This is a genomic window from Ornithinimicrobium pekingense DSM 21552 (genome assembly GCF_000421185.1).
Taxonomy (GTDB): domain Bacteria; phylum Actinomycetota; class Actinomycetes; order Actinomycetales; family Dermatophilaceae; genus Ornithinicoccus; species Ornithinicoccus pekingensis.
This window is the reverse complement of sequence record NZ_ATWJ01000012.1, coordinates 166121-190849: the sequence shown is the minus strand read 5'-3', so window position 1 is coordinate 190849 and position 24729 is coordinate 166121. Positions and strand designations below refer to the sequence as shown.

General features: G+C 74.1%; 20 protein-coding genes and 1 pseudogene. 13 read left to right on the top strand and 8 right to left on the bottom strand.

Annotated elements, in window-relative coordinates:
• Positions 1-69: 69 nt before the first annotated feature.
• A complete protein-coding gene (locus tag K330_RS0113800; RefSeq protein ID WP_373288756.1) occupies positions 70-1269 on the bottom strand; it encodes a PucR family transcriptional regulator in 1200 nt (399 codons plus the stop codon).
• Between the two features lie 57 nt (positions 1270-1326).
• Positions 1327-1677: pseudogene (locus K330_RS24685) on the bottom strand (PucR family transcriptional regulator ligand-binding domain-containing protein); the annotation flags it as partial.
• A 113-nt stretch (positions 1678-1790) separates the two neighbouring features.
• Between K330_RS24685 and K330_RS22860 the strand changes: the two are divergent.
• From K330_RS22860 to K330_RS0113780, 4 genes are read left to right on the top strand one after another with little or no spacing between them, the layout of a single operon-like run.
• Positions 1791-2657 (top strand): oxamate carbamoyltransferase subunit AllH family protein, encoded by an 867-nt coding sequence (locus tag K330_RS22860; RefSeq protein ID WP_022922405.1) that lies wholly within the window; start codon positions 1791-1793, stop codon positions 2655-2657.
• On the top strand, positions 2654-4183 hold the full coding sequence (locus tag K330_RS21350; protein WP_051145617.1) for an FdrA family protein: 1530 nt from the start codon (positions 2654-2656) through the stop codon (positions 4181-4183). The genes K330_RS22860 and K330_RS21350 overlap by 4 nt, the downstream gene beginning before the upstream one ends.
• Complete coding sequence (locus K330_RS0113785; protein WP_040658157.1) at positions 4180-5625, top strand: YlbE family protein; 1446 nt, start codon at positions 4180-4182, stop codon at positions 5623-5625. The genes K330_RS21350 and K330_RS0113785 overlap by 4 nt, the downstream gene beginning before the upstream one ends.
• Complete coding sequence (locus K330_RS0113780; protein ID WP_022922404.1) at positions 5622-7052, top strand: amidase; 1431 nt, start codon at positions 5622-5624, stop codon at positions 7050-7052. The genes K330_RS0113785 and K330_RS0113780 overlap by 4 nt, the downstream gene beginning before the upstream one ends.
• A 289-nt stretch (positions 7053-7341) precedes the next feature.
• On the opposite strand, the gene bar is transcribed toward K330_RS0113780, so the two are convergent.
• On the bottom strand, positions 7342-8478 hold the full coding sequence (gene bar, locus K330_RS0113775) for a barbiturase (protein ID WP_022922403.1): 1137 nt from the start codon (positions 8476-8478) through the stop codon (positions 7342-7344).
• 237 nt (positions 8479-8715) lie between these two features.
• Between bar and K330_RS0113770 the strand changes: the two genes are divergently transcribed.
• The 3 genes from K330_RS0113770 (at position 8716) to K330_RS0113760 (ending at position 14138) form a co-directional block, all read left to right on the top strand.
• Positions 8716-9930, top strand: a complete 1215-nt coding sequence (locus K330_RS0113770) for a CaiB/BaiF CoA transferase family protein (protein WP_022922402.1) — start codon at positions 8716-8718, stop codon at positions 9928-9930.
• 1 nt (position 9931) lies between these two features.
• Positions 9932-11416 carry a carboxyl transferase domain-containing protein gene (locus K330_RS0113765; protein ID WP_022922401.1) on the top strand — a complete coding sequence of 495 codons (1485 nt, stop codon included), beginning with the start codon at positions 9932-9934 and terminating at the stop codon, positions 11414-11416.
• Between the two features lie 127 nt (positions 11417-11543).
• Positions 11544-14138, top strand: coding sequence for a M14 family zinc carboxypeptidase (locus K330_RS0113760; RefSeq protein ID WP_022922400.1), 2595 nt, complete (start codon positions 11544-11546; stop codon positions 14136-14138).
• A 129-nt stretch (positions 14139-14267) separates the two neighbouring features.
• Here the strand turns inward: K330_RS0113760 and leuD are convergent, their stop codons facing one another.
• Entirely contained in the window at positions 14268-14867 is a 600-nt protein-coding gene (gene leuD, locus K330_RS0113755; protein ID WP_022922399.1) for a 3-isopropylmalate dehydratase small subunit, read from the bottom strand.
• On the bottom strand, positions 14867-16279 hold the full coding sequence (leuC, locus tag K330_RS0113750; protein ID WP_022922398.1) for a 3-isopropylmalate dehydratase large subunit: 1413 nt from the start codon (positions 16277-16279) through the stop codon (positions 14867-14869). The genes leuD and leuC overlap by 1 nt, the downstream gene beginning before the upstream one ends.
• 91 nt (positions 16280-16370) lie before the next feature.
• Here leuC and K330_RS21345 point away from each other — a divergent pair, with 91 nt between their 5' ends.
• From K330_RS21345 to pheA, 6 genes are all read left to right on the top strand, one after another.
• A complete protein-coding gene (locus K330_RS21345; protein WP_022922397.1) occupies positions 16371-17591 on the top strand; it encodes a 3-isopropylmalate dehydrogenase in 1221 nt (406 codons plus the stop codon).
• On the top strand, positions 17588-18763 hold the full coding sequence (gene alr, locus K330_RS0113740) for an alanine racemase (protein ID WP_022922396.1): 1176 nt from the start codon (positions 17588-17590) through the stop codon (positions 18761-18763). The genes K330_RS21345 and alr overlap by 4 nt, the downstream gene beginning before the upstream one ends.
• Complete coding sequence (gene tsaE, locus K330_RS21340; RefSeq protein WP_022922395.1) at positions 18760-19332, top strand: tRNA (adenosine(37)-N6)-threonylcarbamoyltransferase complex ATPase subunit type 1 TsaE; 573 nt, start codon at positions 18760-18762, stop codon at positions 19330-19332. Before alr ends, tsaE begins: the two co-directional genes overlap by 4 nt.
• Before the next feature lie 10 nt (positions 19333-19342).
• Positions 19343-19933: an arsenate reductase/protein-tyrosine-phosphatase family protein gene (locus K330_RS0113730; RefSeq protein ID WP_022922394.1), complete on the top strand. Its 591-nt coding sequence runs from the start codon at positions 19343-19345 to the stop codon at positions 19931-19933.
• 267 nt (positions 19934-20200) lie between these two features.
• Positions 20201-21661 carry a sugar transferase gene (locus K330_RS0113725; RefSeq protein WP_022922393.1) on the top strand — a complete coding sequence of 487 codons (1461 nt, stop codon included), beginning with the start codon at positions 20201-20203 and terminating at the stop codon, positions 21659-21661.
• A gap of 23 nt (positions 21662-21684) precedes the next feature.
• Complete coding sequence (gene pheA, locus K330_RS0113720; protein WP_022922392.1) at positions 21685-22608, top strand: prephenate dehydratase; 924 nt, start codon at positions 21685-21687, stop codon at positions 22606-22608.
• 148 nt (positions 22609-22756) lie between these two features.
• Here the strand turns inward: pheA and K330_RS21335 are convergent, their stop codons facing one another.
• Genes K330_RS21335 through K330_RS0113705 form a run of 3 tightly spaced genes read right to left on the bottom strand, consistent with a single transcriptional unit; the run spans position 22757 to position 24680 of the window.
• Complete coding sequence (locus tag K330_RS21335) at positions 22757-23431, bottom strand: GDSL-type esterase/lipase family protein (RefSeq protein ID WP_022922391.1); 675 nt, start codon at positions 23429-23431, stop codon at positions 22757-22759.
• A 13-nt stretch (positions 23432-23444) separates the two neighbouring features.
• Positions 23445-23615 carry a DUF6104 family protein gene (locus tag K330_RS23940; protein ID WP_022922390.1) on the bottom strand — a complete coding sequence of 57 codons (171 nt, stop codon included), beginning with the start codon at positions 23613-23615 and terminating at the stop codon, positions 23445-23447.
• A 9-nt stretch (positions 23616-23624) separates the two neighbouring features.
• Positions 23625-24680, bottom strand: coding sequence for a GNAT family N-acetyltransferase (locus K330_RS0113705; RefSeq protein ID WP_029202667.1), 1056 nt, complete (start codon positions 24678-24680; stop codon positions 23625-23627).
• Positions 24681-24729: the final 49 nt, after the last annotated feature.

Here is a 24729-nt window from a genome sequence, read left to right as displayed (position 1 = left end):
TGTGACAGGTAGCCGCCCCTGCGTTGGGCAGAGGTTGCCCAGCGTAGGGCGTGCCGGCCCTGGTCGTGGCTAGGGGTGGTCGAGCTGGCGGGCCTGCAGGGCCAGCATGATCGCGAACCGCAGGCGGGGGTCGGTGGTGAACGGGCCGAGGATCCGCTCCAGCTTGCCGATGCGGTAGCGCAGCGAGTTGTAGTGGAAGTGCAGCGACCGGGCCGTCGAGGCGACGTTGAGGTTGTTGTCCAGCAGCACGGTCAGCGTCGTGCGCAGGTCCTCGGCCTCCTCGGAGGTGTCGGCGGCCAGCGGCCCGAGCGTCTCGGCGACGAAGCTGGCCAGCTCGGCGCGGTCCTCGACCTGGGAGAGCAGGCGGAAGACGCCGAGCGCGTCGAAGTGGGTGATCGCGCGCTCGCCGTGCAGCCGCCGTCCGACCTGGACCGCCTTGCGCGCCTCGGCGTAGGCGCGCGGCAGGTCGGCGAGGTCGGTGATGGTGCGGGAGATGCCGGTGGCGAAGGTGCGACGGCCGCCACCGCCGCGGCCGTGCACCTGCGCGGCCATCTGCACCACCCGCTCGGTGACGCCCGCGGGCTCCAGCTCGGCGGGCACGCCCAGGAGCACGACGACCTCCTGGCTGAACCCGGCCACCGCCGCGGCGTGGTCGTCGGTGCCGACGACCCGCTCCCACGCGGCACGGAACCGCTCGGGCAGCGTCCGGGCGACGGCGTCCTCGGCCGGCGCCTCCTCGGCCTCGGCGACGACCACCGCGAGCGGGCGTCGCAGGTCCCAGCCCAGGTCGGCGGCGTGGGCGGCGACCCGGTCGGCGTCACCGGCCCGCCCCAGCAGGGCGTCGCGCAGGAAGTCGCCGCGGTACTTGCCCTCGACGGCGGCGATCGCCTGGTGCTTGGTGATGGCCAGGGCGGCGGCCGTGGTCGCCTGCCCGACGACGTGGTTGTCCTCGGCGGTGAAGGCGCCGTCCTCGCGCATGAGCACCAGGCGGCCGAGGTCGGCCCGTCCGCCCGGGACGCGGGCGACCAGGCGGTGCTGCCCGTCGAACTCGGCGGACACCCCGGGCAGCTCGGTCTCCACGACGAAGCGTCCGGTCGGGTCGAAGCCGGGCAGCTCGCCGAGACGCTCCGGCAGCTCTCCGGCCGAGGCCAGCACCCGGCCGTCCATGGTCGTGACGATCGCCGTCCGCGCCAGGTGGCGGACGACCCCCTGGCAGACCTGGTCCAGGTCGCCCCCGGCGATGACCACCCCGACGAGGTCCTGCAGCACCTGCTCGGCCCGGGCCAGGGTGTCGGCCCGGCGGTTGATGACGACCGTCAGCACCTGGTTGATGACGTCGTCGAAGCTCACGTCGCCCGGCAGGGTGAGGACCGCCAGCCCGCGTCGGTCGGCCTCGGCCAGCGCCGCGGCGGGCAGCTCCTCGACGTAGCGGGCGAGCTTGAGCGCGACCGCCGACACCCCGTGGTCGGCCAGCCCCCCGATCCAGGAGGTCAGGTCGTCGGCGTCGTGCGAGCGCAACGGGTAGCCGGTCGTGAGCAGCATCTCGTGGGGGCGCACCCACGGCAGCACGTCGGGGACCTCCATGACGTTGACGCTGCTGACCCACGCGTCCAGGCCGTCGCGTCCGGCGATGACGGTGGCGCCCCGCATGACCGGCAGCTCGAGCACCTCGGTCATGGTCATCCCCGCCGGTGCAGGGGCGGGCACGGGCGACAGTTGACGATGCATGGCCAGATCGTTGTCACAAAGCACCGGCAACGCAACACGGGGCCCGCGCATATCGTGACGCAATGCTGACCAGCGACGCCCCCGTGCGCCGGCCCCGCGTCCTCGACGCGCGGCCCGCCGCGGCGTCGACGCTGGGCCCCGCCTGGCTGCACGGCCCCCCGCGGCCGGCGCGCGTGGCGGCCGCCTTCGACCTGGCCGCCTACCTGCTGCCCACGGACGAGGGGGAGCACGAGGTCCTGCCCCTGCTCGCGCCCGGTGCCCTGGTGCTGCCCGGCGGCCTGCGGCTGGGCTCGGCCCACGACCTGCACGGCCTGCGGCTGCGGGCCGGCACGGAGGTCATCGTCGGGCAGGGGCGGGTCGTTGCCCCGGGCGGCTCGCTCGCCGTGCGCCGGACCTGGCGCCCGGCGCCCACGCCGGTGAGCGTCCCGTCACCGGCCGCCGGCTCGGCGCGGCGCACGCGGTTGTCGCAGCTGGTCCGTTCCCTGCCGGGCCTGGCCGACGACCTGCCCCCAGCGCTGCTCGAGGCGCTCCCGCGGCTGCTGACGCCCACCGGGCCCGCGGCGCTCGTCGGCCTGGGGCCCGGTCTGACCCCCGCCGGCGACGACGTGCTCTGCGGCGCCCTGCTCGGTCTGCGCGCCACCGGCGACGAGCCCGCCCGCGCCCGCCTCGAGGAGAGGCTGGCCCCGCTGCTGCACCGCACCACCGCGCTGTCGGCCACCCTCCTGCGCCACGCCGCCCTCGGGTATGCCGTGCCGCCGGTGGTCGACCTCCTACGTGCCTGGCACGACGGCCTCGCCGACGATCCGCGGCTGCGTCGGCACGCCGAGGACGTCGTCGCCGTCGGCCACACCTCCGGCGCGGCCCTCCTGCTGGGCCTGGACGCCGTCCTGCACCACGCCATACCCACCCCGAAGGAAGGACCCTCGTGACTGACTCGGTCGAGATCCGCCGCGGCGTCTACCACGACTCCGTCACCCTGATGCAGGTGTCGCAGCGCGTGCGCACGACGCCCGGCGTCGCGGACGCGCTCATCGGCATGGGCACCGAGCTCAACCTCGGTCTCATGCGCGAGACCGGTTTCGACGTCCCCGACGGGGCCGGCCCCAACGACCTCGTCGTCGCCCTGCGCGCGCAGGACGACGACGCGCTGGCCGCCGGGCGCGAGATGCTCACCGCCGTCCTGCAGGAGCTGCACGAGCGCTCGCGCGCCGGCGGGGCGACCACCGAGGTGGCCCCCCGCACCGTCGGCTCCGCGGCCCGGCGCACGGGGGCAGGCCTGGCGCTGGTCAGCACCCCCGGCCAGCACGCCGTGCTCGATGCCCTCGACGCCGTCAACGCGGGGCTGTCGGTCATGCTCTTCAGCGACAACGTGCCGGTCGCCGACGAGATCGCGCTCAAGGACGCCGCCGCCGCGCGCGACGTGCTGGTGATGGGTCCCGACTGCGGCACCGCGGTGGTGGGCGGGGCCGCGCTCGGCTTCGCCAACGTCGTGCGCCCCGGCCGCATCGGCGTGGTCGCGGCCTCCGGCACCGGGGCCCAGCAGGTCATGTGCCTGCTCGACCTGGCCGGCGAGGGCGTCAGCCACTGCCTCGGGCTGGGCGGGCGCGACCTGTCCGCCGAGGTGGGCGGACGCTCGGCCCGGCAGGCGCTGCGCGCGCTCGCCGCCGACGAGGCGACCGAGCACGTCGTGATCGTCTCCAAGCCCGCGGCCGAGGAGGTCGTCGCCGACCTGGAGCGGCTCGCCGCCGAGCTGGGGGTCCCGGTGTCCTGGGCCACGCTCGGCCGGGGGCTGCCCGACCTGACCGCCGCGGTCGAGCAGACCCTCGCCGCCGTCGGTGCCGACGTGCCCGCCTGGCCGACCTGGCCCGCCGAGGGAAGCAGCGGGCAGGCACCGGCCGGGGCGTCCCTGCGCGGCCTGTTCTGCGGCGGCACCCTCGCCGACGAGGCCATGGTCATCGCCGAGGAGGTGCTGGGCCCGGTCGTCTCCAACATCCCGCTCGCCGGCAGCCCGCGGGTCTCCGGATCGGAGCGGGCGCAGGGGCACGCCGTGCTCGACTTCGGCGACGACGAGCTGACCCAGGGCCGGGCGCACCCGATGATCGACCCGTCCCTGCGCCTGGAGCGGATCCGAACCGAGGGCGCCGACCCCACCTGCGGCGTCCTGCTGCTCGACCTCGTCCTCGGCCACGGCGCCCACCCCGACCCCGCCGGCGAGCTCGCCGACGCGGTCCGGCAGGCCCGCGCCACCGCTACCGGCCAGGGCCGCGACCTGCCCGTCGTCGTCACCCTCGTGGGGACGGAGTCCGACCCCCAGGGCCTGGTCTCCTGCGCCGAGGCGCTGGCCGCGGCCGGCGCGAGCGTCTTCACCTCCAACGCCCAGGCGGTCCGCGCCGCGCTCTCGCTCCTGGGCGCGGCTCCCGCCACCACCCCCGCGACCGAGAGGACCGCCCGATGAGCACCACCGAGCAGCCGCTGCACGGACTGCTGACCCGCGACCCCGCCGTCGTCGCCGCGGGCGCCGAGCTGTTCGCCGACGCCCTGCGCGACCAGGCCGTGCCCGTCGCCGACGTCGAGTGGCGCCCCCCGATGGACGGCACCGGGGAGGCGCTCGCGACGGTCCTGGCCGACCCGCGGCTCACCGAGGCCAACGCCCTCGCCCTGGAGCGCATCACCTCCGCGGAGGCCGAGCTCGTCCGCGTCGCCCCGGCCAGCGAGGCGCTCGGCCTGCAGCGGGGGGAGTTCCTGCACAGCGGCCCGCCGCTGACCTGGGACCGGGCCTCCGGCCCGATGCGCGGGGCGCTCATCGGCGCCATGCTCTTCGAGGGCCTGGCCGCCACCGAGGAGGAGGCGGTCGAGAGGCTCTCCGGCCCGGACATCTCCCTGGCCCCCTGCCACAGCCGCGGCGCGGTCGGCCCGATGGCCGGGGTCATCTCCCCCTCGATGTGGGTCTTCGAGCTGCGCGACCCGGTGCACGGCACGGTCTCGCACTGCTCGCTCAACGAGGGCCTGGGCAAGGTGCTGCGCTACGGCGCCTACTCCGAGGAGGTCATCACCCGGCTGGGCTGGATGCGTGACGTCCTCGGGCCGGTGCTGGCCGAGGCGGTCGAGCGGCACGGCCCGGTGGACATCAAGGCCTACCTCTCGCAGATGCTGCAGATGGGCGACGAGGGGCACAACCGCAACCGCAGCGCCACGCTGATGTTCCTGCGCGACCTGCTGCCCCACATCGTGGCCCAGGTCGGTGAGGGCGGGAGGAACACCGACGACATCGCCGAGGTATGCCGCTTCGTCGGCGCCAACGACCACTTCGCCCTCAACCTCGTCATGCCGGCGTGCAAGCTGGCCATGGCCGCGGCCAAGGACATCCCCGGCTCCTCCGTCGTGGTGACGATGGCCCGCAACGGCACCGACTTCGGCATCCAGCTCTCGGGCACCGGCGACCAGTGGTTCACCGCGCCGGCCAACACCCCCGAGGGCCTCTTCCTCGGCTCCTACGGCCCGGAGGACGCCAACCCCGACATCGGCGACTCGGCCATCACCGAGACCGCCGGCATGGGCGGCTTCGTCATGGCCGCGGCCCCGGCGATCGTGCGGCTGGTCGGCGGCGACGTCGACTTCGCCCTCACCACCACCCGCACCATGTACGAGATCACCCTCGGCGAGCACCCCGCGCTGCAGGTGCCGATCCTGGAGTTCCGCGGGGCGCCGGTCGGCATCGACGCCGTCGCGGTCGCCCGCACCGGGGTGCTGCCGCAGATCAACACCGGCATGGCCGGCCGCGTGGCCGGCACCGGTCAGGTCGGTGCCGGCCTGGTCACCCCGCCGGCCGAGGTCTTTGTCCAGGCGCTGCGCGCGCTCGCCGACCGGGTGTCCGCGACGGACGGGAGGACGCCGTGACCGCCACCGCCCTGCACGAGCTCGGTCTCGTCGAGCTGCGCGACCGGCTGCACGCCCGTGAGGTCAGCGCCCGCGAGGTGGTCGAGGACCACCTCGCCCGGGTCGAGCGGGTCAACCCGGCGCTCAACGCCGTCGTGACCGTGGTCGCCGAGCAGGCGCTGGCCGCGGCCGACGAGGCCGACCGCCGGGCCGCCGGCGGGAGCGCGCTGCCCCCGCTGCACGGCATACCCATGACCCACAAGGACACGCACGCCACGGCGGGCGTGCGCACCACCATGGGCTCCCCGCTGCTGTCCGAGCAGGTCCCGGGCCACAGCGACCTGGTGGTCCAGCGGCTCTGGGACGCCGGCGTCATCTGCACCGGCAAGAACAACGTGCCCGAGTTCGCCGCCGGCTCGCACACCTTCAACCCGGTCTTCGGCGCGACCGGCAACCCCTACGACACCGACCGCTCGGTCGGCGGCTCCTCCGGCGGTGCCGCAGCCACGCTCGCCGCGCGCATGCAGACGCTCGCCGACGGCTCCGACATGGGCGGTTCGCTGCGCAACCCCGCGGCGTGGTGCAACGTCGTCGGGCTGCGCCCGAGCCCGGGCGTCGTGCCCACGGTGCCGGCCGCCAACCCCGAGGCGTGGCTGAGCCGCAACGGCCTCATGGCCCGCAGCGTCGACGACCTCGCCCTCGGCATGTCGGTCGTCGCCGGGCCGCACCCGGACGGCCCCCTGCCCAGCCCGGTCGCGCCGGGGTCCTTCCTGGCCCTGCTGGACGACGAGGGCCCCGACGACCTGCGCGGGGTCCGGGTGGGCGTGAGCGTCGACCTCGGTGTCGGCGTGCCGGTGGCGCCCGAGGTGCGTCGCGCGGTGCTCGAGCAGGCCGAGGTCCTGGCCTCTCTCGGCGCCACCGTGGAGGAGTCGGCGCCGCGGCTGACCGACGCCGACGAGGTCTTCGACGTCTACCGCGCGTTCGAGATGGCCACCAACCTGCGCCGGCTGGTGCGCGAGCACACCGAGGACGGGCTGGTGAAGGAGGACGTCGTCTGGAACGTCCGCCGCGGGCTGGAGCTGCGCGCCGAGCAGCTGATGTCGGCCGCCGAGGCGCGTGGCCGGCTCGACGCCGCGGTCCGTGGGTGGTTCGGGGAGCACGACCTGCTCCTGACGCCCACGGTGCAGGTCATGCCCTTCCCCACCGAGGAGACGTGGCCGCGCGAGATCGACGGCGTGCAGCTGGAGACCTACGTGGAGTGGATGCGCTCCTGCTCGCTCGTCTCGGCGACCCGCTGCCCCGCCGTGTCGGTGCCCGGCGGCTTCGTCGACGGCCTGCCCGTCGGCCTGCAGCTCGTCGGCGCCCCCTGGTCCGACGACCGCCTGCTGCGCCTGGCCCGGGTCTACGAGCGCGCCACGCGGTATGCGGAGCGTGCGCCGCAGCTGTAGGCCGCGCCCGCCGACCCGCTCCACCCACGACCCGGTTCACGCCCACGACCCGGTCCCGCCCACGACCAAGCGTGCCGAGTGCCCCACTTCCGTCGGGCCGGAGACGTCCCCGGCCGACGGAAGTGGGGCACTCGGCGGATGTGGTGGCGAGGGGGCCGGCCCGGCGCGCTCAGGTGCGCCCCGCGCCTGACGGCATACCTCGCCTCCGACGCAGACGCGCCAGGCGTGGCGGGAGGCCACACCTGGCGCGTGCTGTGCGTCCGTCAGCCGCGGGCCGACGGGCGTCGGGTCAGGAGGCGGGGGGCACGTAGCCCGTCGGCTGCTCGCCCAGGTCGACGATCGCGGCCACGGGGCCACCACCGTCGGGGCCCTGGTGGGCGGCCGACACGGAGACGAACACGGCCGGGTCGCCGGTCACGGCCGCGGTGACGCCACCCACGGCCGCCTTGATCTGGCGGTGCCAGTGCACGTCGGAGTCGTCCAGCATGGCGTTGCGACGGCCGAGGACGTTGCCGTCACCGCTGGCCTCGCACTTGAGGAAGACGTTGACGAGGCGGCCCTGGAGGTCGTCGCGGTGCGGGCGGTCGGGCAGCTCGAGCCCGGCGTCCTTGATGGCGTTCCAGATGCCGTCCTGGTCGAGCGCGTGCTCCATCACCGAGTGGCCGATGCGGTAGCGGCCGCCGACACCGGTGGCGTTGCCGACCACGACCACCTGGGCCCGGTCGAGCTCGACGCCGGAGGAGCAGGACGCGACGGCGGAGTACTTGCTGCGGTCCTTCATGATGTCGGCGTCGGACAGGTCGTCGACCTCGCCCAGCGCCTTGGCGATGCCCAGGCCGGTCGTGCCGTTGGACACGTCCATGGAGGTCAGCGTGTCGTCGGTGAAGACGTCCTCGCCCCGGCTGTGCGCGTCGCGGATCGTGTCGATCGTCAGCAGCGGGGTCTTGGTCTGCACGTAGTGCACGTCGGCGGTGTCGGTGATGCCGGCGCGCTCCATGGCGACCTTCACGGCGTCGGCGACCTTGTCGACCATGCCCATCCGCCCGATCTCCTCGGGCAGGATCGGCTCGCTCATCGCCATGCCGACGGTCAGCCGCGGCTCGTCGGTGGCCTCGACGGAGGCCGGGTCGACGGTGGCGAAGATCGTCGCGTGCGGGCTGATGACGCCGTCGGTGCCGCCGGACCAGACGATCGGGATCTGCCTGACCTTGTCCTGGTCGACGCCCTTGGCCATCAGCGCCTCGCGGAAGGCGCGGTCGGCGATGATGCGGGTGTAGTCGTTGACCCCGCCGTTGCCCTCCGTCTTGCCGATGATCGCCAGGACGCGGTCGGCCTCGAGGACGCCCTCGTCGAGCAGCCGGGTGAACTCGCTGGCGTCGCTCACGGAGTGGATCGGGACCTTGCGTACCTCGATGGGGTCGGGCATGCCCTCATACCTTTCGTCTCGACTGCTGGTCGGCGCCGGCCCGGCCGCCGCGGGACCGCGGCAGGGGCGAGAGCACCGTCCTGCCAAGGCTAGGCCCGGGACCACGGTGCGCTCTCGGCAGAAGTTGCCAGAAAAGCGGGCGGATCGCGATGAGACCTTGCGTGCGCGGCCCGGAGGCGCACCTGATTGGGTATGGGGAACCCGCCCGCCTCTCGCCCACAGCCTCAAGGAGCGTCGATGACCGACCCGACCGCCGACCCGACCGAGGACCAGGAGGGCCGCGGCGGACCGCTGTCCGGGACGCTCGTGGTCGACCTGACCCGCGCGCTGGCGGGTCCGCACGCCGGGATGATGATGGCCGACCTGGGAGCGCGGGTGGTCAAGGTGGAGACGCCGGGCACCGGTGACGACACGCGCTCGTGGGGGCCACCGTTCGTGGAGGGCTCCGACGGGCACGACGTGGCGACCTACTTCCTGTCGTGCAACCGCAACAAGGAGTCGGTGGCCCTGGACCTGAAGTCCCAGGACGGCCGGGACGTGCTCACCGCGCTGCTGCGGCGCGCGGACGTGCTCATGGAGAACTTCCGGCCCGGCACGCTGGACCGGCTCGGCTTCCCGCCGGAGCACCTGGCCGAGCTCAACCCGCGCCTGGTGGTGCTGTCGATCTCCGGTTTCGGCCACGACGGGCCCGAGGGCGGGCGCGCCGGCTACGACCAGATCGCCCAGGGGGAGGCGGGGCTGATGTCGCTGACCGGCTCGGGTCCGGAGGACCCGCAGCGGGTCGGGGTGCCGATCGGTGACCTGCTCTCGGGCATGTACGGCGCCTACGGCGTGCTCGCGGCGCTGCTGGAGCGTGAGCGCACCGGCCGGGGCCAGGTCGTGCGCACCTCGCTGCTGGCCTCGATCGTGGGGGTGCACGCCTTCCAGGGCACCCGGTGGACGGTCGCCGGACAGGTGCCGCGCGCGCAGGGCAACCATCACCCCTCGATCGCGCCCTACGGCTTGTTCCGCTGCCGCGGCGGCGCGGTCCAGATCGCCTGCGGCAACGAGAGCCTGTGGCGACGGCTGTGCGCCGAGCTCGGGCTCGACCCCGACGCCGAGGGGATGGCCACCAACGCCGAGCGGGTGGCGAACCGCCCGCAGGTCATCGCCCTGCTGGAGGAGACCTTCGCCGACCTCGACGGCGAGACGCTGCTGGGCCGGCTCTCGGCCGCGGGCGTCCCTGCCGGCAAGGTGCGCACGCTGGACGAGGTCTACGACTGGGACCAGACCCGCTCCCAGGGCCTGCTCGTCGACGTCGAGCACCCGACGCTGGGCACCGTCCAGCTGCCCGGGCCGCCGCTGCGCTTCTTCGCCCCGGACGGCACCGAGACGACGCCGACCACGCACACCAGCCCGCCGCTGCTCGACGAGCACGGGCCGGCCGTCCGCGCCTGGCTGCAGGAGGGCTGAGGTGACCCGGCTGCGCGCCCGGCAGGTGCTCGAGGCCGTCCTCGACGAGGGGTCCTTCACCTCCTGGGACACCGAGCCGCAGCAGCCCGACCTCGGGGCGGAGTATACCGAGCAGCTGGCCCGGGCGCGCGAGCGCAGCGGGGTCGACGAGGCCGTGCTCACCGGCGAGGGCCGGCTCGACGGCCGCCGCGTGGCGGTGGTCGCCGGGGAGTTCGCCTTCCTCGCCGGGTCGGTCGGCTCCGCGGCCAGCGAGCGGGTGACGCGGGCCTTCGAGCGCGCCACCGCCGAAGGGCTGCCGATGCTGGCCTCGCCGTCCTCGGGCGGCACCCGGATGCAGGAGGGCACCCCCGCCTTCGTGCAGATGGTCAAGATCGGCCAGGCCGTCGCGGCCCACCGCCGCGCCGGGCTGCCCTACCTCGTCTACCTGCGCGACCCCACGACCGGCGGCGTCCTGGCCTCGTGGGGCTCCCTGGGGCACCTCTCGATCGCCGAGCCCGGAGCCCTCATCGGCTTCCTCGGCCCGCGCGTGCGCGAGGTCATCCGCGGCGAGCCCTTCCCCGAGGGTGTCCAGGTCGCCGAGAACCTCGCCCACCGCGGCGTCATCGACGGCGTCGTCCCGCTGGAGCAGCTGCGCCCCGTGGCGATCGACGCGCTGCGGGTGCTGCTCTCGCCGCAGGAGCCGCACGGACGGCACGGCACCGAGCCGGACACCGCGGTCCTGCAGGCCCGGGACGCCTGGTCCTCGGTGGAGGCCACGCGCCGTCCGGACCGCCCCGGGCTGCGCGAGCTGCTGCGCCTGGGCGCCGAGACCTTCATCCCCCTGCGCGGCACCGGGTCGGGGGAGTCCGACCTCACCGTCATCATGGGTATGGCCCGCTTTCCCGGCTTCTCCTGCGTGCTCGTCGGCCAGGACCGCAAGGCCCAGCAGCACGCCTACCTCGGCCCGGGCGCCCTGCGGGTCGCCCAGCGCGGCTTCGCCCTCGCCGAGGAGCTCGACCTGCCGGTGGTCACCGTCGTCGACACCCCCGGCGCCGAGCTGTCCACCGAGGCCGAGCACGGCGGGATGGGCGGGGAGATCGCCCGCTGCCTGGCCGCCCTCGCCACCGTCCCCGTGCCGGTCGTCTCGGTGATCCTGGGCGAGGGCACCGGCGGCGGGGCCCTGGCTCTCATGCCCGCCGACCGCACCGTCTGCGCCGAGCACGGCTGGGTGGCGCCGCTGCCGCCGGAGGGGGCCAGCGCGATCGTCCACCGCACGGGGGAGCGCGCGCCGCAGATGGCGCAGCTGCACCGCATACGCTCCGTGGACCTGCGCGCCAGCGGGGTCGTCGACGAGATCGTGCCCGAGCATCCCGACGCCTCCCGCGAGCCCGCCGAGTTCTGCCGACGCGTCGTGGCCTCGACCGGGGCCCACCTGGCCGAGCTGCTGGCCATGCCGCGGGAGGAGCGGCTGCGCGCGCGGCACGAGCGCTACCGCTCCATGGGGTGACCGGCCGGTAACGGTAAGGGTTCGGTCAATTCTGGCCCGGACCCCTTCTCCTGCCTCTCCCAGAGGCGCACAGTGGACGGACGGCACACCTGCCGACCGCGTTCATCGGCGAACCCAGGAGATCCCCATGCCACTCACCCCGCAGCGGCGCACCGTGGTCGGTGCGCTGGCCTCGTCGCTGGCGCTGACGCTCGCCGTCGCGCCCACCGCCACCTCCGACCCCGTGCGCGGCAACGGCAACGGCAAGGGTGGCTCGGAGAGCGCCGGCCCGGCGCACCACAAGGGCGAGCGTGGCCCCCGCGCCCCGAAGCAGGACCCGGCAGGGCTGGACATGCCGAGCTCCTACCCCTACCAGCCCGAGCTGCGCGTCTTCGACCCCGACCCGGCCGACGCCTCCTACGCCGGCGACCTCGTCGGCTACGCCGACCTGGCCCCGCGCCTCAACGAGCTGATGGCCAGCAGCGACCGGGTCTCGGTGCAGGTGGTCGGTCAGTCGACGAACGGCCGGGACCTGTACCTGGTGACCGTCACCGCGCCGGAGCGGCGCCACGAGACGCGCCGGCAGACGGCATACCGGGAGATGATCCAGCACGAGCCCCGCAAGGCGGCCCGCGACACGAAGCTGCAGCGGGACTACAAGACGCCGGTCTGGTTCTCCGCCAACATCCACGGCAACGAGTGGGAGGGCACCGACGCCTCGCTGCGCTACATCGAGGAGCTGGCGACGGCACCCTGGGAGGAGGTCGAGGACCTGCTGACCGGGCACCGGCTCTACTTCTCCCTGACGCTCAACCCGGACGGTCGTTACCTGGGGCAGCGGCGCACCGCCCTGAACTTCGACGAGAACCGCGACATGATCACGAACGTGACGCCGGAGTCGGAGTCCTTCGTGCGCACCGCGCAGTCGCTGCTGGCGCTCTACGCCTCGGACATCCACGGCTACACCGGGCAGCTGCAGGTCGAGCCGACCGGCCCGCCGCACGGGGAGAACTACGAGTACGACCTGTTCATCCCGCACAACTACGCCCTGGCCCTGCAGATCGAGGAGGACGTCGTCGCCGCGGACATCCCGGGCAACCCGCTGACCGACGCTGACGGCATCAAGATCCCCTACCGCGACACCCCCTCGGGCTGGGACGACTACCCGCCGATCTTCACGGCGCAGTACGCCGCGTTCTACGGGGCGCTCACCAGCACGGTCGAGCTTCCCCTGGGGCGCACCGACGGCCGGCAGACCCCGGAGCGGGCAGCGACCAACGTCGCCGTCGCCGAGCAGGTCATCCGCACGACCGTGGACTACCTGCACGAGCACGACGAGGAGATCCTGGACAACCAGATCGAGTTCTTCCGCCGTGCGCTGTCCGGGGAGCCCAAGACCCCGCTGACGCTGGAGAACATCGACGAGGTCCCCGGCCCGGACCAGTGGAAGCCGCTGTGGGACGTCACCGACGACCAGGACCCGGTCGAGCTGCCGCGGGCCTACGTCATCCCGATGGGCGAGGACCAGCGCTCGGTCAGCGACGCGACGGCGCTGGTCGAGCAGCTGCTGCTGCACGACATCGAGGTGCGCCGGCTGGGCGGCCCGGCGCGGATCGACGGCACGCGCTACGAGCGCGGCTCCTACGTGGTCGACATGGCCCAGTCCAAGCGCGCCCTGGCCAACGCCCTGCTCGATCTCGGCAGCGACATCTCGGACAAGGTCCCGACGATGTACGACATCTCGGCCTGGAGCTACTCCTACCTGTGGGGCGCCACCGTGCACAAGGTCGGGGACGTCACCGACGGCCCGGTCCGCGGCACCAAGCGCGTCGACCGCCCGACCCGTCAGGCGGACTTCCCCAGGCGGGCCGACCACGTGACCTTCGAGGTGGCGGGCGTGGGCGACTACGTCGCGCTCAACGCCCTGCTCGAGGAGGACGCCGACGTCTGGCTGCTCGACTCGGGCCGCGCCCTGGTCGGCCGGGACTCGCGCCGGCTCGCGGCCAGGGTGGCCGAGGAGCACGACATCGCCTTCCGCGAGGCCAGGCGGTCGGAGGTGCGCGAGGTGCGCTCCGGCGACGCCAAGGAGCTGGACGAGGTCGAGATCGGCTACACCGGCGACCAGGACGACCTGCACACGCTGCTCCAGCTCGGCTTCGACCCGGTCCAGGTGTCGACGTCGACGATCGAGGACGGCACGACGTCGCTGGACGACCTGGACGTCCTCTGGCTCGGGGCGAGCCTCAACTTCGACGAGGCGCAGGTCAACGGTCGCGCGGTCACCGAGGCCTGGCTCGCCGACGGGCACGCGCTGGTCGGCGAGGGCACGGGGGCCTTCGACGCCGCCACCGCCTTCGGCCTGGTGTCGGCGACGGCCGTCGACGGCAACCGCAGCGGCAACGGCATCGTCGCGGTCGACACCCCGGAGGGGTCGATCCTGGCCGACCACGCCCAGGACCACGCCTTCATCTACCCGGCGCAGTGGTACACCGGCCTGGGAGAGGGCACGCGCGCCGAGCAGACCTACGCCGAGGGCAACCCGCTGCTGGCAGGCCACTGGGTGGACACCGGCGCCGGCGACGGCCCCACGGCGGCCGGCGGCAACGCCTCGGTCATCTCCGGCGAGTCGGCCGACGGCGGCCGGGCGGTGGTGTTCGGCACGTCGCCGACCTTCCGCACGCACCCCAAGGGCGGTCAGAGCCAGATCGGTCAGGCGATCTTCTGGGCCACCCCCGAGGAGTAGTCAGCAGCAGCCGGCCCTCGCCGCAGCCCCGCCCCTCTCGTGACACGGTGGTCGTTCCGACGACCACCGTGTCACGAGAGACCGGCACGGGGCTGCGGCGGGAGGCTGCGCGAGGCCCGCGGCGGGTGGCTACTCGACGGCGTCGGTGACGACGGGTCTGAACGAGGGGCGGGTGGCCTCGTAGGTGGCGATGTCGTCCTCGTGGCGCAGGGTGAGGGAGATGTCGTCCAGACCGTTCTCGAGGCGCCAGGCGACGTAGTCGTCGATGGTGAAGGGGGCCACGATGTCGGCGCAGGTGACCTGGCGGGCGGGCAGGTCGACGGTGATGGTCGTGCCGGGCTCGGCCTCCAGCTGCTTCCAGATCAGCTCGATGTCACCCTGGTCGAGCTGGGCGGTGAGCAGGCCGCCCTTGCCGGAGTTGCCGCGGAAGATGTCGGCGAAACGGGAGGAGAGCACCGCGCGGAAGCCGTACTGCTGCAGCGCCCAGACCGCGTGCTCGCGGGAGGAACCGGTGCCGAAGTCAGGACCGGCCACGAGCACGGACCCGCCGGCGTAGGCCGGCTGGTTGAGCACGAAGGCGGGGTCCTCGCGCCACCGCGCGAACAGGCCGTCCTCGAAGCCGGTGCGGGAGACGCGCTTGAGGTAGTGGGCCGGGATGATCTGGTCGGTGTCGACGTCGGAGCGGCGCAGCGGGACGCCGATGCCGGTGTGGGTGGTGAACTTCTCCATCAGACCAGTGCCTCCTGGGTCAGGTCGGCCGGGGAGGACAGGGTGCCGCGGACCGCGGTCGCGGCGGCCACGGCCGGGGAGACCAGGTGGGTGCGGCCACGGGCGCCCTGACGGCCCTCGAAGTTGCGGTTGGACGTGGAGGCGCAGCGCTGCTCGGGGGCGAGCTGGTCGGGGTTCATGCCCAGGCACATCGAGCACCCCGCCAGGCGCCAGTCACCACCGGCGGCGGTGAACACCTCGTCCAGGCCCTCGGCCTCGGCCTGCAGCCGCACCGCGTGGGACCCGGGCACCACCAGCAGCTGGACACCCTCGGCGACCCGGCGGCCGCGCAGCACCTCGGCGGCGACGCGCAGGTCCTCGATGCGCCCGTTCGTGCACGAGCCGAGGAAGACGACATCGACGCCGACCTCGCGCATCGGCGTGCCGGGGGCCAGGTCCATGTACTCCAGCGCGCGGCGCGCGGTGTCCTTGGCGTCGTCGTCGCCGAAGGACTCCGGGTCGGGCACGGCCTGGCCCAGCTGCACGGACTGGCCCGGGTTGGTGCCCCAGGTGACGTAGGGGGTCAGCTCGGAGGCGTCGAGACGGACCTCGGCGTCGAAGACGGCGTCGTCGTCGGTGCGCAGCTCGCGCCACGCCGCCACCGCCGCGTCCCAGTCCGCTCCCTGCGGCGCGTGCGGGCGGCCCTGCAGGTAGGCGAAGGTCTTCTCGTCGGGAGCGACCATCCCGGCCCGCGCGCCGGCCTCGATCGACATGTTGCAGATCGTCATCCGCCCCTCCATCGACAACGCCTCGATCGCGCTGCCGCGGTACTCCAGCACGTAACCCTGCCCGCCGCCGGTGCCGATCCGGTTGATGACCGCCAGGATGATGTCCTTGGCGCTCACCCCCGCCGGCAGGTCCCCGTCGACGGTGACGGCCATCGTCCGGAACGGCTTCAGCGGCAGCGTCTGGGTGGCCAGCACGTGCTCGACCTCGGAGGTGCCGATCCCGAAGGCCAGCGCGCCAAACGCACCGTGGGTGGAGGTGTGGGAGTCGCCGCACACGATCGTCATACCCGGCTGCGTCAGACCCAGCTCCGGGCCGATGACGTGCACGATGCCCTGCCCGCGCCGCCCCCGCTCGTGGTGCACGATCCCGAACTGCTCGCAGTTGGCCTTCAGCGCCTCCAGCTGGGTGCGCGAGACCGGGTCGGTCACCGGGCCCAGCGTCGTGGGCGTGTTGTGGTCCTCGGTCGCCAGCGTCAGGTCCGGGCGCCGCACCGGGCGCCCCGCGGCCCGCAGCCCGTCGAAGGCCTGCGGGCTGGTCACCTCGTGGATCAGGTGAAGGTCGATGTAGAGAAGGTCGGGCTCACCTTCGGCAGAACGCACGACGTGCTGCGTCCAGAGCTTCTCGGCCAGGGTCAGTCCGGGCATGGGCGGGCCCCCTTCTCACCATGTGTGCGGGATAGGTTGAAGGACCCATACTAGGGTCGCCCTTTGACGCCACGTAAATGAGGTTCATCACATGTCGACGCCGCAGGCCACGCCGTCCCGCAGCCACAGCATCGCCGTCCTGCCCGGGGACGGCGTCGGTCCGGAGGTGACGCAGGCCGCGCTCACGGTGCTCGACGCGGCGCAGCGGCGGTTCGGCTTCGGCACCGACCGGACCGACGTGCCGCTGGGAGCCGACCACTACGCAGAGACCGGCGAGCTGCTCACCGAGGAGATGGTCGGGCGGCTGCGCGAGCACGACGCCATCCTCTTCGGGGCGATCGGCAGCCCGAGCGTCACGCCGGGGATCCTCGAGCGCGGCGTCATCCTGGCGCTGCGCCGCGAGATGCGGCAGGCGATCAACCTGCGCCCAGTCCGCCTCTACCCGGGGGTGCCCACCCCGATCGCGGGGCTGACCCCCGAGCGCTGCGACCTGGTCATCGTGCGCGAGAACACCGAGGGCGCCTACGTCGCGCAGGGCAGCACCGTGCACGCGGGCACCCCTGCGCAGGTGGCGGTCCAGGAGTCGGTCAACACCTGGTATGCGGTGGAGCGCGCCGTCGACTTCGCCTACCGGCTGGCGTCGGTGCGGCGCCGGAGGCTGACGCTGTGCCACAAGACCAACGTGCTCGTCGAGGCCGGCAAGCTGTGGACCGCCGTGATGGACAGCGTGGGACAGCGCTACCCGGAGGTGGAGACCGACTACGTCCACGTCGACGCGATGTGCATGCACCTGCCGGTGAGCCCCGAGCGCTTCGACGTCGTGGTGACCGACAACCTCTTCGGCGACATCGTCACCGACCTCGGCGCGGTCCTGCAGGGCGGCCTGGGGGTGGCGGCCAGCGGCAACCTCAACCTCGACGGCAGCGCCCCGAGCATGTTCGAGCCGATCCACGGCTCGGCGCCGGACATCGCGGGCAAGGGCTGGGCCAACCCGGCCGGGGCCTGCCTGTCGCTGGCCATGATGCTCGGCCACCTCGGCGAGGGCGAGGCCGCCGCCGCGGTCGAGGCCGCCACGGGCGCGGTGCTGGCCGGACTGCCGGCGCTGGCCGGTGAGCAGATGGGGGCCTCGACCCAGGAGCTGGGCGAGCGCATCGCGGTCCTGGTCGCCGACGGCACGGCCACGGCTGTGGACAACAGCCTGATGAGCCAGCTGGCGAGGGTCATGGGACCCACCGGGGCCACCGACGAGCACCGGCTGAGCTCGCGGCTGGACGACCGCGACGCGGCGTCGGCTCCCGGCGTCCTGTCATGACGGGCGCCCTCGACCTGTGGCCGGCCCGGGTCACGGTCGACCTCGACGCGATCTCGGCCAACGTCCGGACCCTGCGGGAACGGGTCGGTGGGACCGAGCTGATGGCCGTGGTCAAGGCGGACGCCTACGGCCACGGGCTCGTCCCCTCCGCCCGGGCGGCGCTCGCGGGCGGCGCCTGCGCCCTGGGTGTCGCCCAGCCGACCGAGGCGCTGGCGCTGCGGTCCGCCGGGGTCGAGGCACCCCTGCTCACCTGGCTGGTCGCGCCCGGCACCGACGTCACCCCGTTGGTCGACGCCGACGTGGAGCTGGCGGTCTCCGCACCCTGGCTGCTCGACGCGGTCGTGGCCGCGGCGCGCGCCACCGGGCGCACCGCGACGGTGCAGCTCAAGGCGGACACCGGCCTGGGGCGCAACGGCGCCCTCAGCCTGCCCGTCCGGGACGGTGACCCGCGCACCGACTGGGTCGACCTCGTCGGGCGGGCCGCGTCGCTCGAGGCCGAGGGCGCCTTACGCGTCCGCGGCCTGTTCACCCACTTCGCCTACGCCGACGCCCCCGAGCACCCGACGGTGCGTGCCCAGCAGGAGGCCTTCGCGGACGCGGTGGCGGTCGCCGAGCGTGCGGGCCTGCGTCCCGAGGTGCGGCACATGGCCAACTCGGCGGCCACGCTGACCACCCCGGAGGCCGCGTGGGACATGGTGCGTCCCGGCCTGGCCGTCTACGGGCTCTCGCCGGTGCCGGACATCGCCTCCGCCGCCGAGCTGGGGCTGCGGCCCGCGATGCGGGTGACCGCCCGGGTGGCGGTCGCCAAGCGGGTGCCGGCGGGTCAGGGCATCTCCTACGGCCACACCTACGTCGCCCCCCGCGAGACCACGGTGGCCGACGTGCCCCTCGGCTACGCGGACGGCATACCCCGGCACGCCTCCGGCGCGGCGCCCGTCCAGGTGCACGGGCGGCGGTGCACGATCGCCGGGCGGGTGTGCATGGACCAGTTCGTCGTGGACGTGGGTGACCTGCCGGTCGAGGCCGGTGACGAGGTCGTGCTCTTCGGGGCCGGCGACGACGGCGAGCCGACGGCGCAGGACTGGGCCGAGGCCGCCGGGACCATCAGCTACGAGATCGTGACCCGCTTCGGCCCCCGGGTGCCGCGGGTGCACGTCGGAGGGGCCGCATGAGCGTCGACGGGTCCGGGACCGCAGACGGCACGGGGGGCAGGGGCGCCGCCGTGGAGGTGGACCGCGTGCTGCCGACGGCGCGGGACACCCAGGCCCTCGGCCGAGCCCTCGGGCGCGTGCTGCGTGGCGGCGACCTCGTCGTGCTGACCGGCGACCTGGGCGCGGGCAAGACCACGCTGACCCAGGGGCTGGCCGAGGGCCTGGGGGTGCGCGGCCCGATCACCTCGCCGACCTTCGTCATCGCCCGCGTCCACCCCTCGCTGGTCGGCGGTCCCGGCCTGGTGCACGTGGACGCCTACCGGCTGGGCGGCACGGCCGAGCTGGACGACCTCGACCTGGACGCCTCGCTGGAGGAGTCGGTGACGGTCGTGGAGTGGGGCCACGGCCTCGCCGAGCACCTGGCCGAGGACCGGCTGGACGTCGTGCTGGAGCGCTCGGGCAGCGACGCGGGGGACGAGCAGGAGCGGCGCGTCACGCTCCGTGGCACGGGCGGGCGCTGGAGCGGGCTGCCCGACCAGCTCGCCACGTCGGCCCCGGGGCGCGGGGAGCCCACGGGGGCGGCGGACTAGGGTGGGCGGCGTGGACGAGGGCGCGATCCTGATGGTGTGCACGGGCAACGTGTGCCGCTCCCCGCTGCTCGAGCGCCTGGTGCAGCGGGCGCTCGACGAGCGCTACGGGTCCGGTGCCGTGCCGGTCCGCTCCGCCGGCACGCTGGCCCTGGTGGGCAACCCGATGGACGAGCGCGCGGCCGGGGTGCTGCAGGGGCTGGGCGGCGACCCGGACGGGTTCGTCGCCCGCCGTCTCACCGAGCCGATGATCGCCTCCGCCTCGCTGGTGCTCACGGCCACCCGCGACCACCGCGCGCAGGTGTCGCGCATGCACCCCCGCGCGATGAAGCGCACCTTCACCTTCCCCGAGCTGGCCCACATCCTCTCGCGTGTGCCGGACGAGGAGCTGCCCACGACGACCGACCCGCACGAGCGGCTGGCCGAGCTGGCGCGCCTGGCCACCACGCACCGCGGTCGCCACCGGCCCGCGTCGATGGACGACCTGGACATCGTCGACCCGTTCCGCCGCGAGGACGAGGTCTACGCCGCCATGGGCCGGCAGGTGGAGGCCGCATACCCCGGCGTGCTGCGCGGCCTGACCGGCCCGAACCGAGCATCCTGACACATCCTGGGTCCTCGCACCAGGATTCTCAGCAGACTCATTGGTCACAATCCACCCCAAAGGGTGGACGGCGCCCGACCCCTGGCCTAGTGTGAGAAAGGTAAAGAAAAGGTAAAGACCCTCCGGTAGCGGCCGTGACACTGCTGGTGGGGGGTCTGGCAGATGGGACCTTTCTTGACCGCTTCAGCAGAGGTCGTCCGGGAACCACGGGGGGTTCTCGGGGGCAGAGACGGGGCAGGGGTAGCCGGACCGGCAGCTCTGTTCGTCGTGCCCGACGCCTGGGCCACGAGCCGCAGGCGTGCTCAGCCGCGCGCGCGCCGCTATCTCGACGGCTACCTGCGCACGGTGCGCCTGGTCGACCTGCTGGCCGTGAGCCTGGCGGTCACCGTCGCCCAGCTGCTGCGCTTCGGCTTCGAGGAGCGGGCGCTGCAGAGCCAGTTCGGCGCCGTCAACTACCTCAGCGTGTCGGTCGTGCTCGTGCTGGCGTGGATGGTGTCGCTCCAGGTCCTCGACGCCTACGACGGCCGGCTCGTGGGGCACGGGGTGCAGGAGTACCGGCAGACCCTCCGCGCCACGACCTGGCTCTTCGCGGTGGTCGCCATCGCGGCCCTCGCCCTCAAGCTCGACTTCGCCCGGGGTTACGTGCTCGTGGCCTTCCCCCTCGGCACCGTCCTGCTCCTGCTCGGCAGGTATGGCGCTCGCCGCTGGCTGGTCACGCAGCGGCGACGCGGGCGGCTGTCCGACCGCGTGCTGCTCGTCGGCGACCGTGACCATGTCGCCAGTCTCGTGGTGGCGCTGGGGCGCACGCCCGACGCGGGGTACAACGTCCTGGGCGCCTGCGTCGACAACGCCGGCAGCGGACAGGTTGCCGGGGTCCCGGTCCTCGGGCCCGAGTCGGACGTCCTCGTCAGGGCGATGGAGCTCGAGGTGGATGTCGTCGCGGTGTCCTCCTCGGCGGGCCTGGGCCAGACCGGCCTGCGGCGGCTCGGCTGGGCCCTGGAGGGCAGCGACGTCGACCTGGTCGTCGCGCCCGGCATCATGGACGTCGCCGGGCCGCGGGTGCTCACCCGCCCGGTCCAGGGGCTGCCGCTCATCCACGTCGAGGCGCCCGACTTCGCCGGTCCCCACCTGGTCGCCAAGAACGTCCTGGACCGGGTGATGGCGGTGCTCATGCTGCTGGTCCTCTCGCCGGTCCTGCTCGCCGTCGCGGTGGCCATCAGGCTCGAGGACGGGGGGCCGGTGCTGTTCCGCCAGCAGCGCGTGGGGCGGGAGGGCCGGGCCTTCGGTATGTGGAAGTTCCGCAGCATGGTCTGCGACGCCGAGAGCCAGCTGCCCCGGCTGATGAGCCTCAACGACGCGACCGGCCCGCTGTTCAAGCTGCGCGCCGACCCGCGCGTCACCCGCACCGGGGCGTTCATCCGCAAGTTCTCCCTCGACGAGCTGCCGCAGCTGCTCAACGTGCTGCGCGGGGAGATGAGCCTGGTCGGGCCCCGGCCCCCGCTGCCCCGCGAGGTGGCCGAGTACGAGGCGTCCACCCGGCGCCGCCTGCTGGTCAAGCCCGGCATGACGGGCCTGTGGCAGATCAGCGGCCGCAGCGACCTCTCCTGGGACGAGGCGGTCCGGCTCGACCTCTACTACGTCGAGAACTGGACGCCGGTGCTCGACGTGATGATCCTGTGGCGCACCGCGCAGGTCGTGCTGCGGCCGGAGCACAACGGCGCCTACTGACGGCGGAGGGCTATCGTGCGCACGTGACCCGTATCGCCTACCTCGGCCCCGCCGGCACCTTCACCGAGCAGGCCACCCAGCAGTGGGCGCCGGAGCATGCCGCCGACGCCTGGCCGGCGCCCAGCGTGCCGGCCGCCATCGCGGCGCTGCGCGAGGGCCGCGTCGACGCGGCGGTCGTGCCCTTCGAGAACTCCGTCGAGGGCTCGGTGCCCGCCACCCTGCAGGCGCTGCTGGAGGGCGGTGACGACGACGGCGTGCGGATCACCGCCGAGGTGCACGTCGAGGTGCAGTTCTCCCTGCTGGTCCGCCCCGGCACGCAGCTCGAGGACGTGTCCACGGTCGCCTCCCACCCGCACGCCTTCGCCCAGACACGGGACTGGCTGACCACCCACCTGCCCACGGCCCAGCAGGTGCCGGAGGCCTCGACCGCGCGGGCGGCCCAGGCGGTCGGTGAGGGTCTCTACGACGCCGCCGTCGCCGCGCCGGGCGCGGCCGACGCCTACGGGCTGGTCCCCGCGGTGGAGCACGTCGCCGACCGCGAGGGCGCGGTGACACGCTTCGTCGTCCTGCGCGCCGCGCACGAGGTGCCGGCCCCCACGGGCAGCGACCGCACCACCCTGGTCGCGCTCATCTGGCAGAACAAGCCGGGCGCCCTGCTGGAGCTGCTCGAGCAGTTCGCGACCCGCGGCATCGACCTGAGCCGGCTCGAGTCACGGCCCACCGGGGGCGGGCTGGGGGAGTACTGCTTCTGGATCGACGCCGACGCCCACCTGGCGGAGGCGCGGATGCGTGAGGCGCTGACCGGGCTGCGGCGGACCTGCCGCGGCGTGCGCTTCCTCGGCTCCTACCCGCGCGCGGACGGCCGGCCGGCAGCGGTCCCCGCGCACGCCGACGACGAGGCGTATGCCGAGGCGCAGCGGTGGGTGGAGACGCTCACCGGCGGGTGAGCCACGACGTCACGGCCGGGCGCAGCTTGCAAGGAGTCGCCGAGTGCCCCACCTCGGCGCGTGCGGAAGGGCCGGAAGGCGACCGAAGTGGGTCACTCGGCGCGGTGGCGGGACGGGCGGGGTTGGACGGAGGGCGGCGCGGCCTCGCTCAGCCGGCGCGCTCGCCGAGGCCGAGCCACTCGGCCCAGCCTCCGTTGAGCACCAGCCAGGCGATGAGCCCGTAGCCGGCCTGCCCGGGGTGGACGTTGTCCCCGGCGGCCAGGTCGGACTGCCACTGCTCGTGGCCCTGCAGCGGGGTGAAGCAGTCGACGTAGGGCACGCCGCGGCGGGCGCACACGTCGGCCTGGGCCTCGGCGAGCACCTGCAGCCGGGCGTTGACCTCGGCGTCCAGCGTCGGGGTCGGGCCCACGACGAACGTGCCGACCCCGGTGGAGCTGGCCTCGTCGAGGATGTTGGCCAGGTTGAGCCGGGAGCGGGCGGTGGTGATGCCCTGCTCGACGTCCTCGGCGCCCACGCCGACGACGAGGCGGCGCTCGCTGCGCCCGGCCCAGCGGGACGGGCACTCCGCGCGCCAGCGGGCCATCGCGTCGGCGGAGCTGGCGCCGCGCACCCCCAGGTTGTAGGAGGACAGGTCGGCGTCGTCCTCCAGCGGCGTGCGGCCGACGACGCGGCTGACCCAGCCCAGGGCCTTGGGGTCGCCGTAGCCGGCGACGAAGCCGTCGCCGACAAAGCACAGCCCGATGTCGCGTGGCCCGTCGGAGACCGTGAAGTCCGCGCTCGGGGTGTACTCGATGTCGGTGGGTCCAGCGGGCCCCTGGCTCACGTCATACCTCTCATCACTCGTCGTCCTCGCGCGCCAGCCAGGTGGCCAGGCGGTCGACCGGGACCTCGAACTCGGGGTGCAGGTCCACGAACGTGCGCAGCTGCTCGGCGAGCCAGTCGAGGGTCACTTCCTCCTCGCCGCGGCGCGCGGCCAGCTCCTCGATCCCACGGTCGGTGAAGTACACGTCCGCAGGCTATCCCGCCAGGTCGTCCGATCCGGCCAGCGACAGGGCGCGGTGCCAGGACTGCGTCGTGTATGACGTGCGCCACCCCATGGACAGGTAGAGGCCGTCGGCCCGTGTGGGGGAGTCGGCGTCGACCTCGAGGCCGACCGCGCCGCGGCCGCGCAGGGCGGCGTCGGCGATGACCGTGCGCAGCAGCGCCTTGGCGACGCCGCGGCCCCGGGCCCTGCGGTGGACGCCGATGTACTCCACGTAGGAGGAGTCGGGGGTGGCCACGCCCAAGTCGTCGACCCGCCCGGTGACGGTGGTCGCGACGAGCGCGCCCGCGGGCTCACCGTCGACGGTGGCCAGCCACCAGTGGTCCCAGCGGTGGCCCGGGTCCTCACGGAGCCGGTTCACGAACTCGTCGAAGGTCTCGCGGTAGGAGTTGAAGTGGTCGGCGAAGGACTGCTCCAGCATGAGGTGGACGGCGCGCAGGTCCTCCTCCTCGGGCATGCCCACGCCGTCGTCGCGCCGGACCCGCCGGATCTCCACGCCCTCCCGAGGCGGCGGCTGCGTCGCGTCGCTGTCGCGGTCGACCTTGCGCGTCATCTGCCACCAGTCGCGCACGTGCCCGTAGCCGGCGGCGGTCAGCCACCGCTGCTGGCGGGGGTCGTCGGCGAAGGCGCCGGAGTCCAGCTGGGTGGCGTCGGTGCCCCGGCGGCGCATGACCTCCCGGCCGAGGTCCTCGACCCGCCCGAAGGCGTAGGTGGCGAGCCGGTCGGCCTCCTCGTCGGGCAGGTCCGGGTCGATGGTGACGCCGACGAGCACCCGGCCGGCGGCGCGGTCGTGGCAGTTGATCCAGGCGAGCAGGCGGCCGTCGTCGGCGCGGACGACCTCGTGCAGGTGGGTGCTGGCGCCGCGGCCGGTGACCTCGGCGGCCACGGCCTCGCTGTCGGCGCCCGGCCACCCCCGAGCCTCGCGCTCGTGGCGCCGCAGCAGGCGCACCAGGTCGTCGAGGTCGTCCACGCCGGGCTCGTGCGCGGAGCAACCGGGGGGCAGGGGCGGTCCGGCAGCGCTGTCGGTCATGAGGGCCATTGTTCCAAACCCTGGGCGCCGGGCGTGCGCCCAGCCCGAC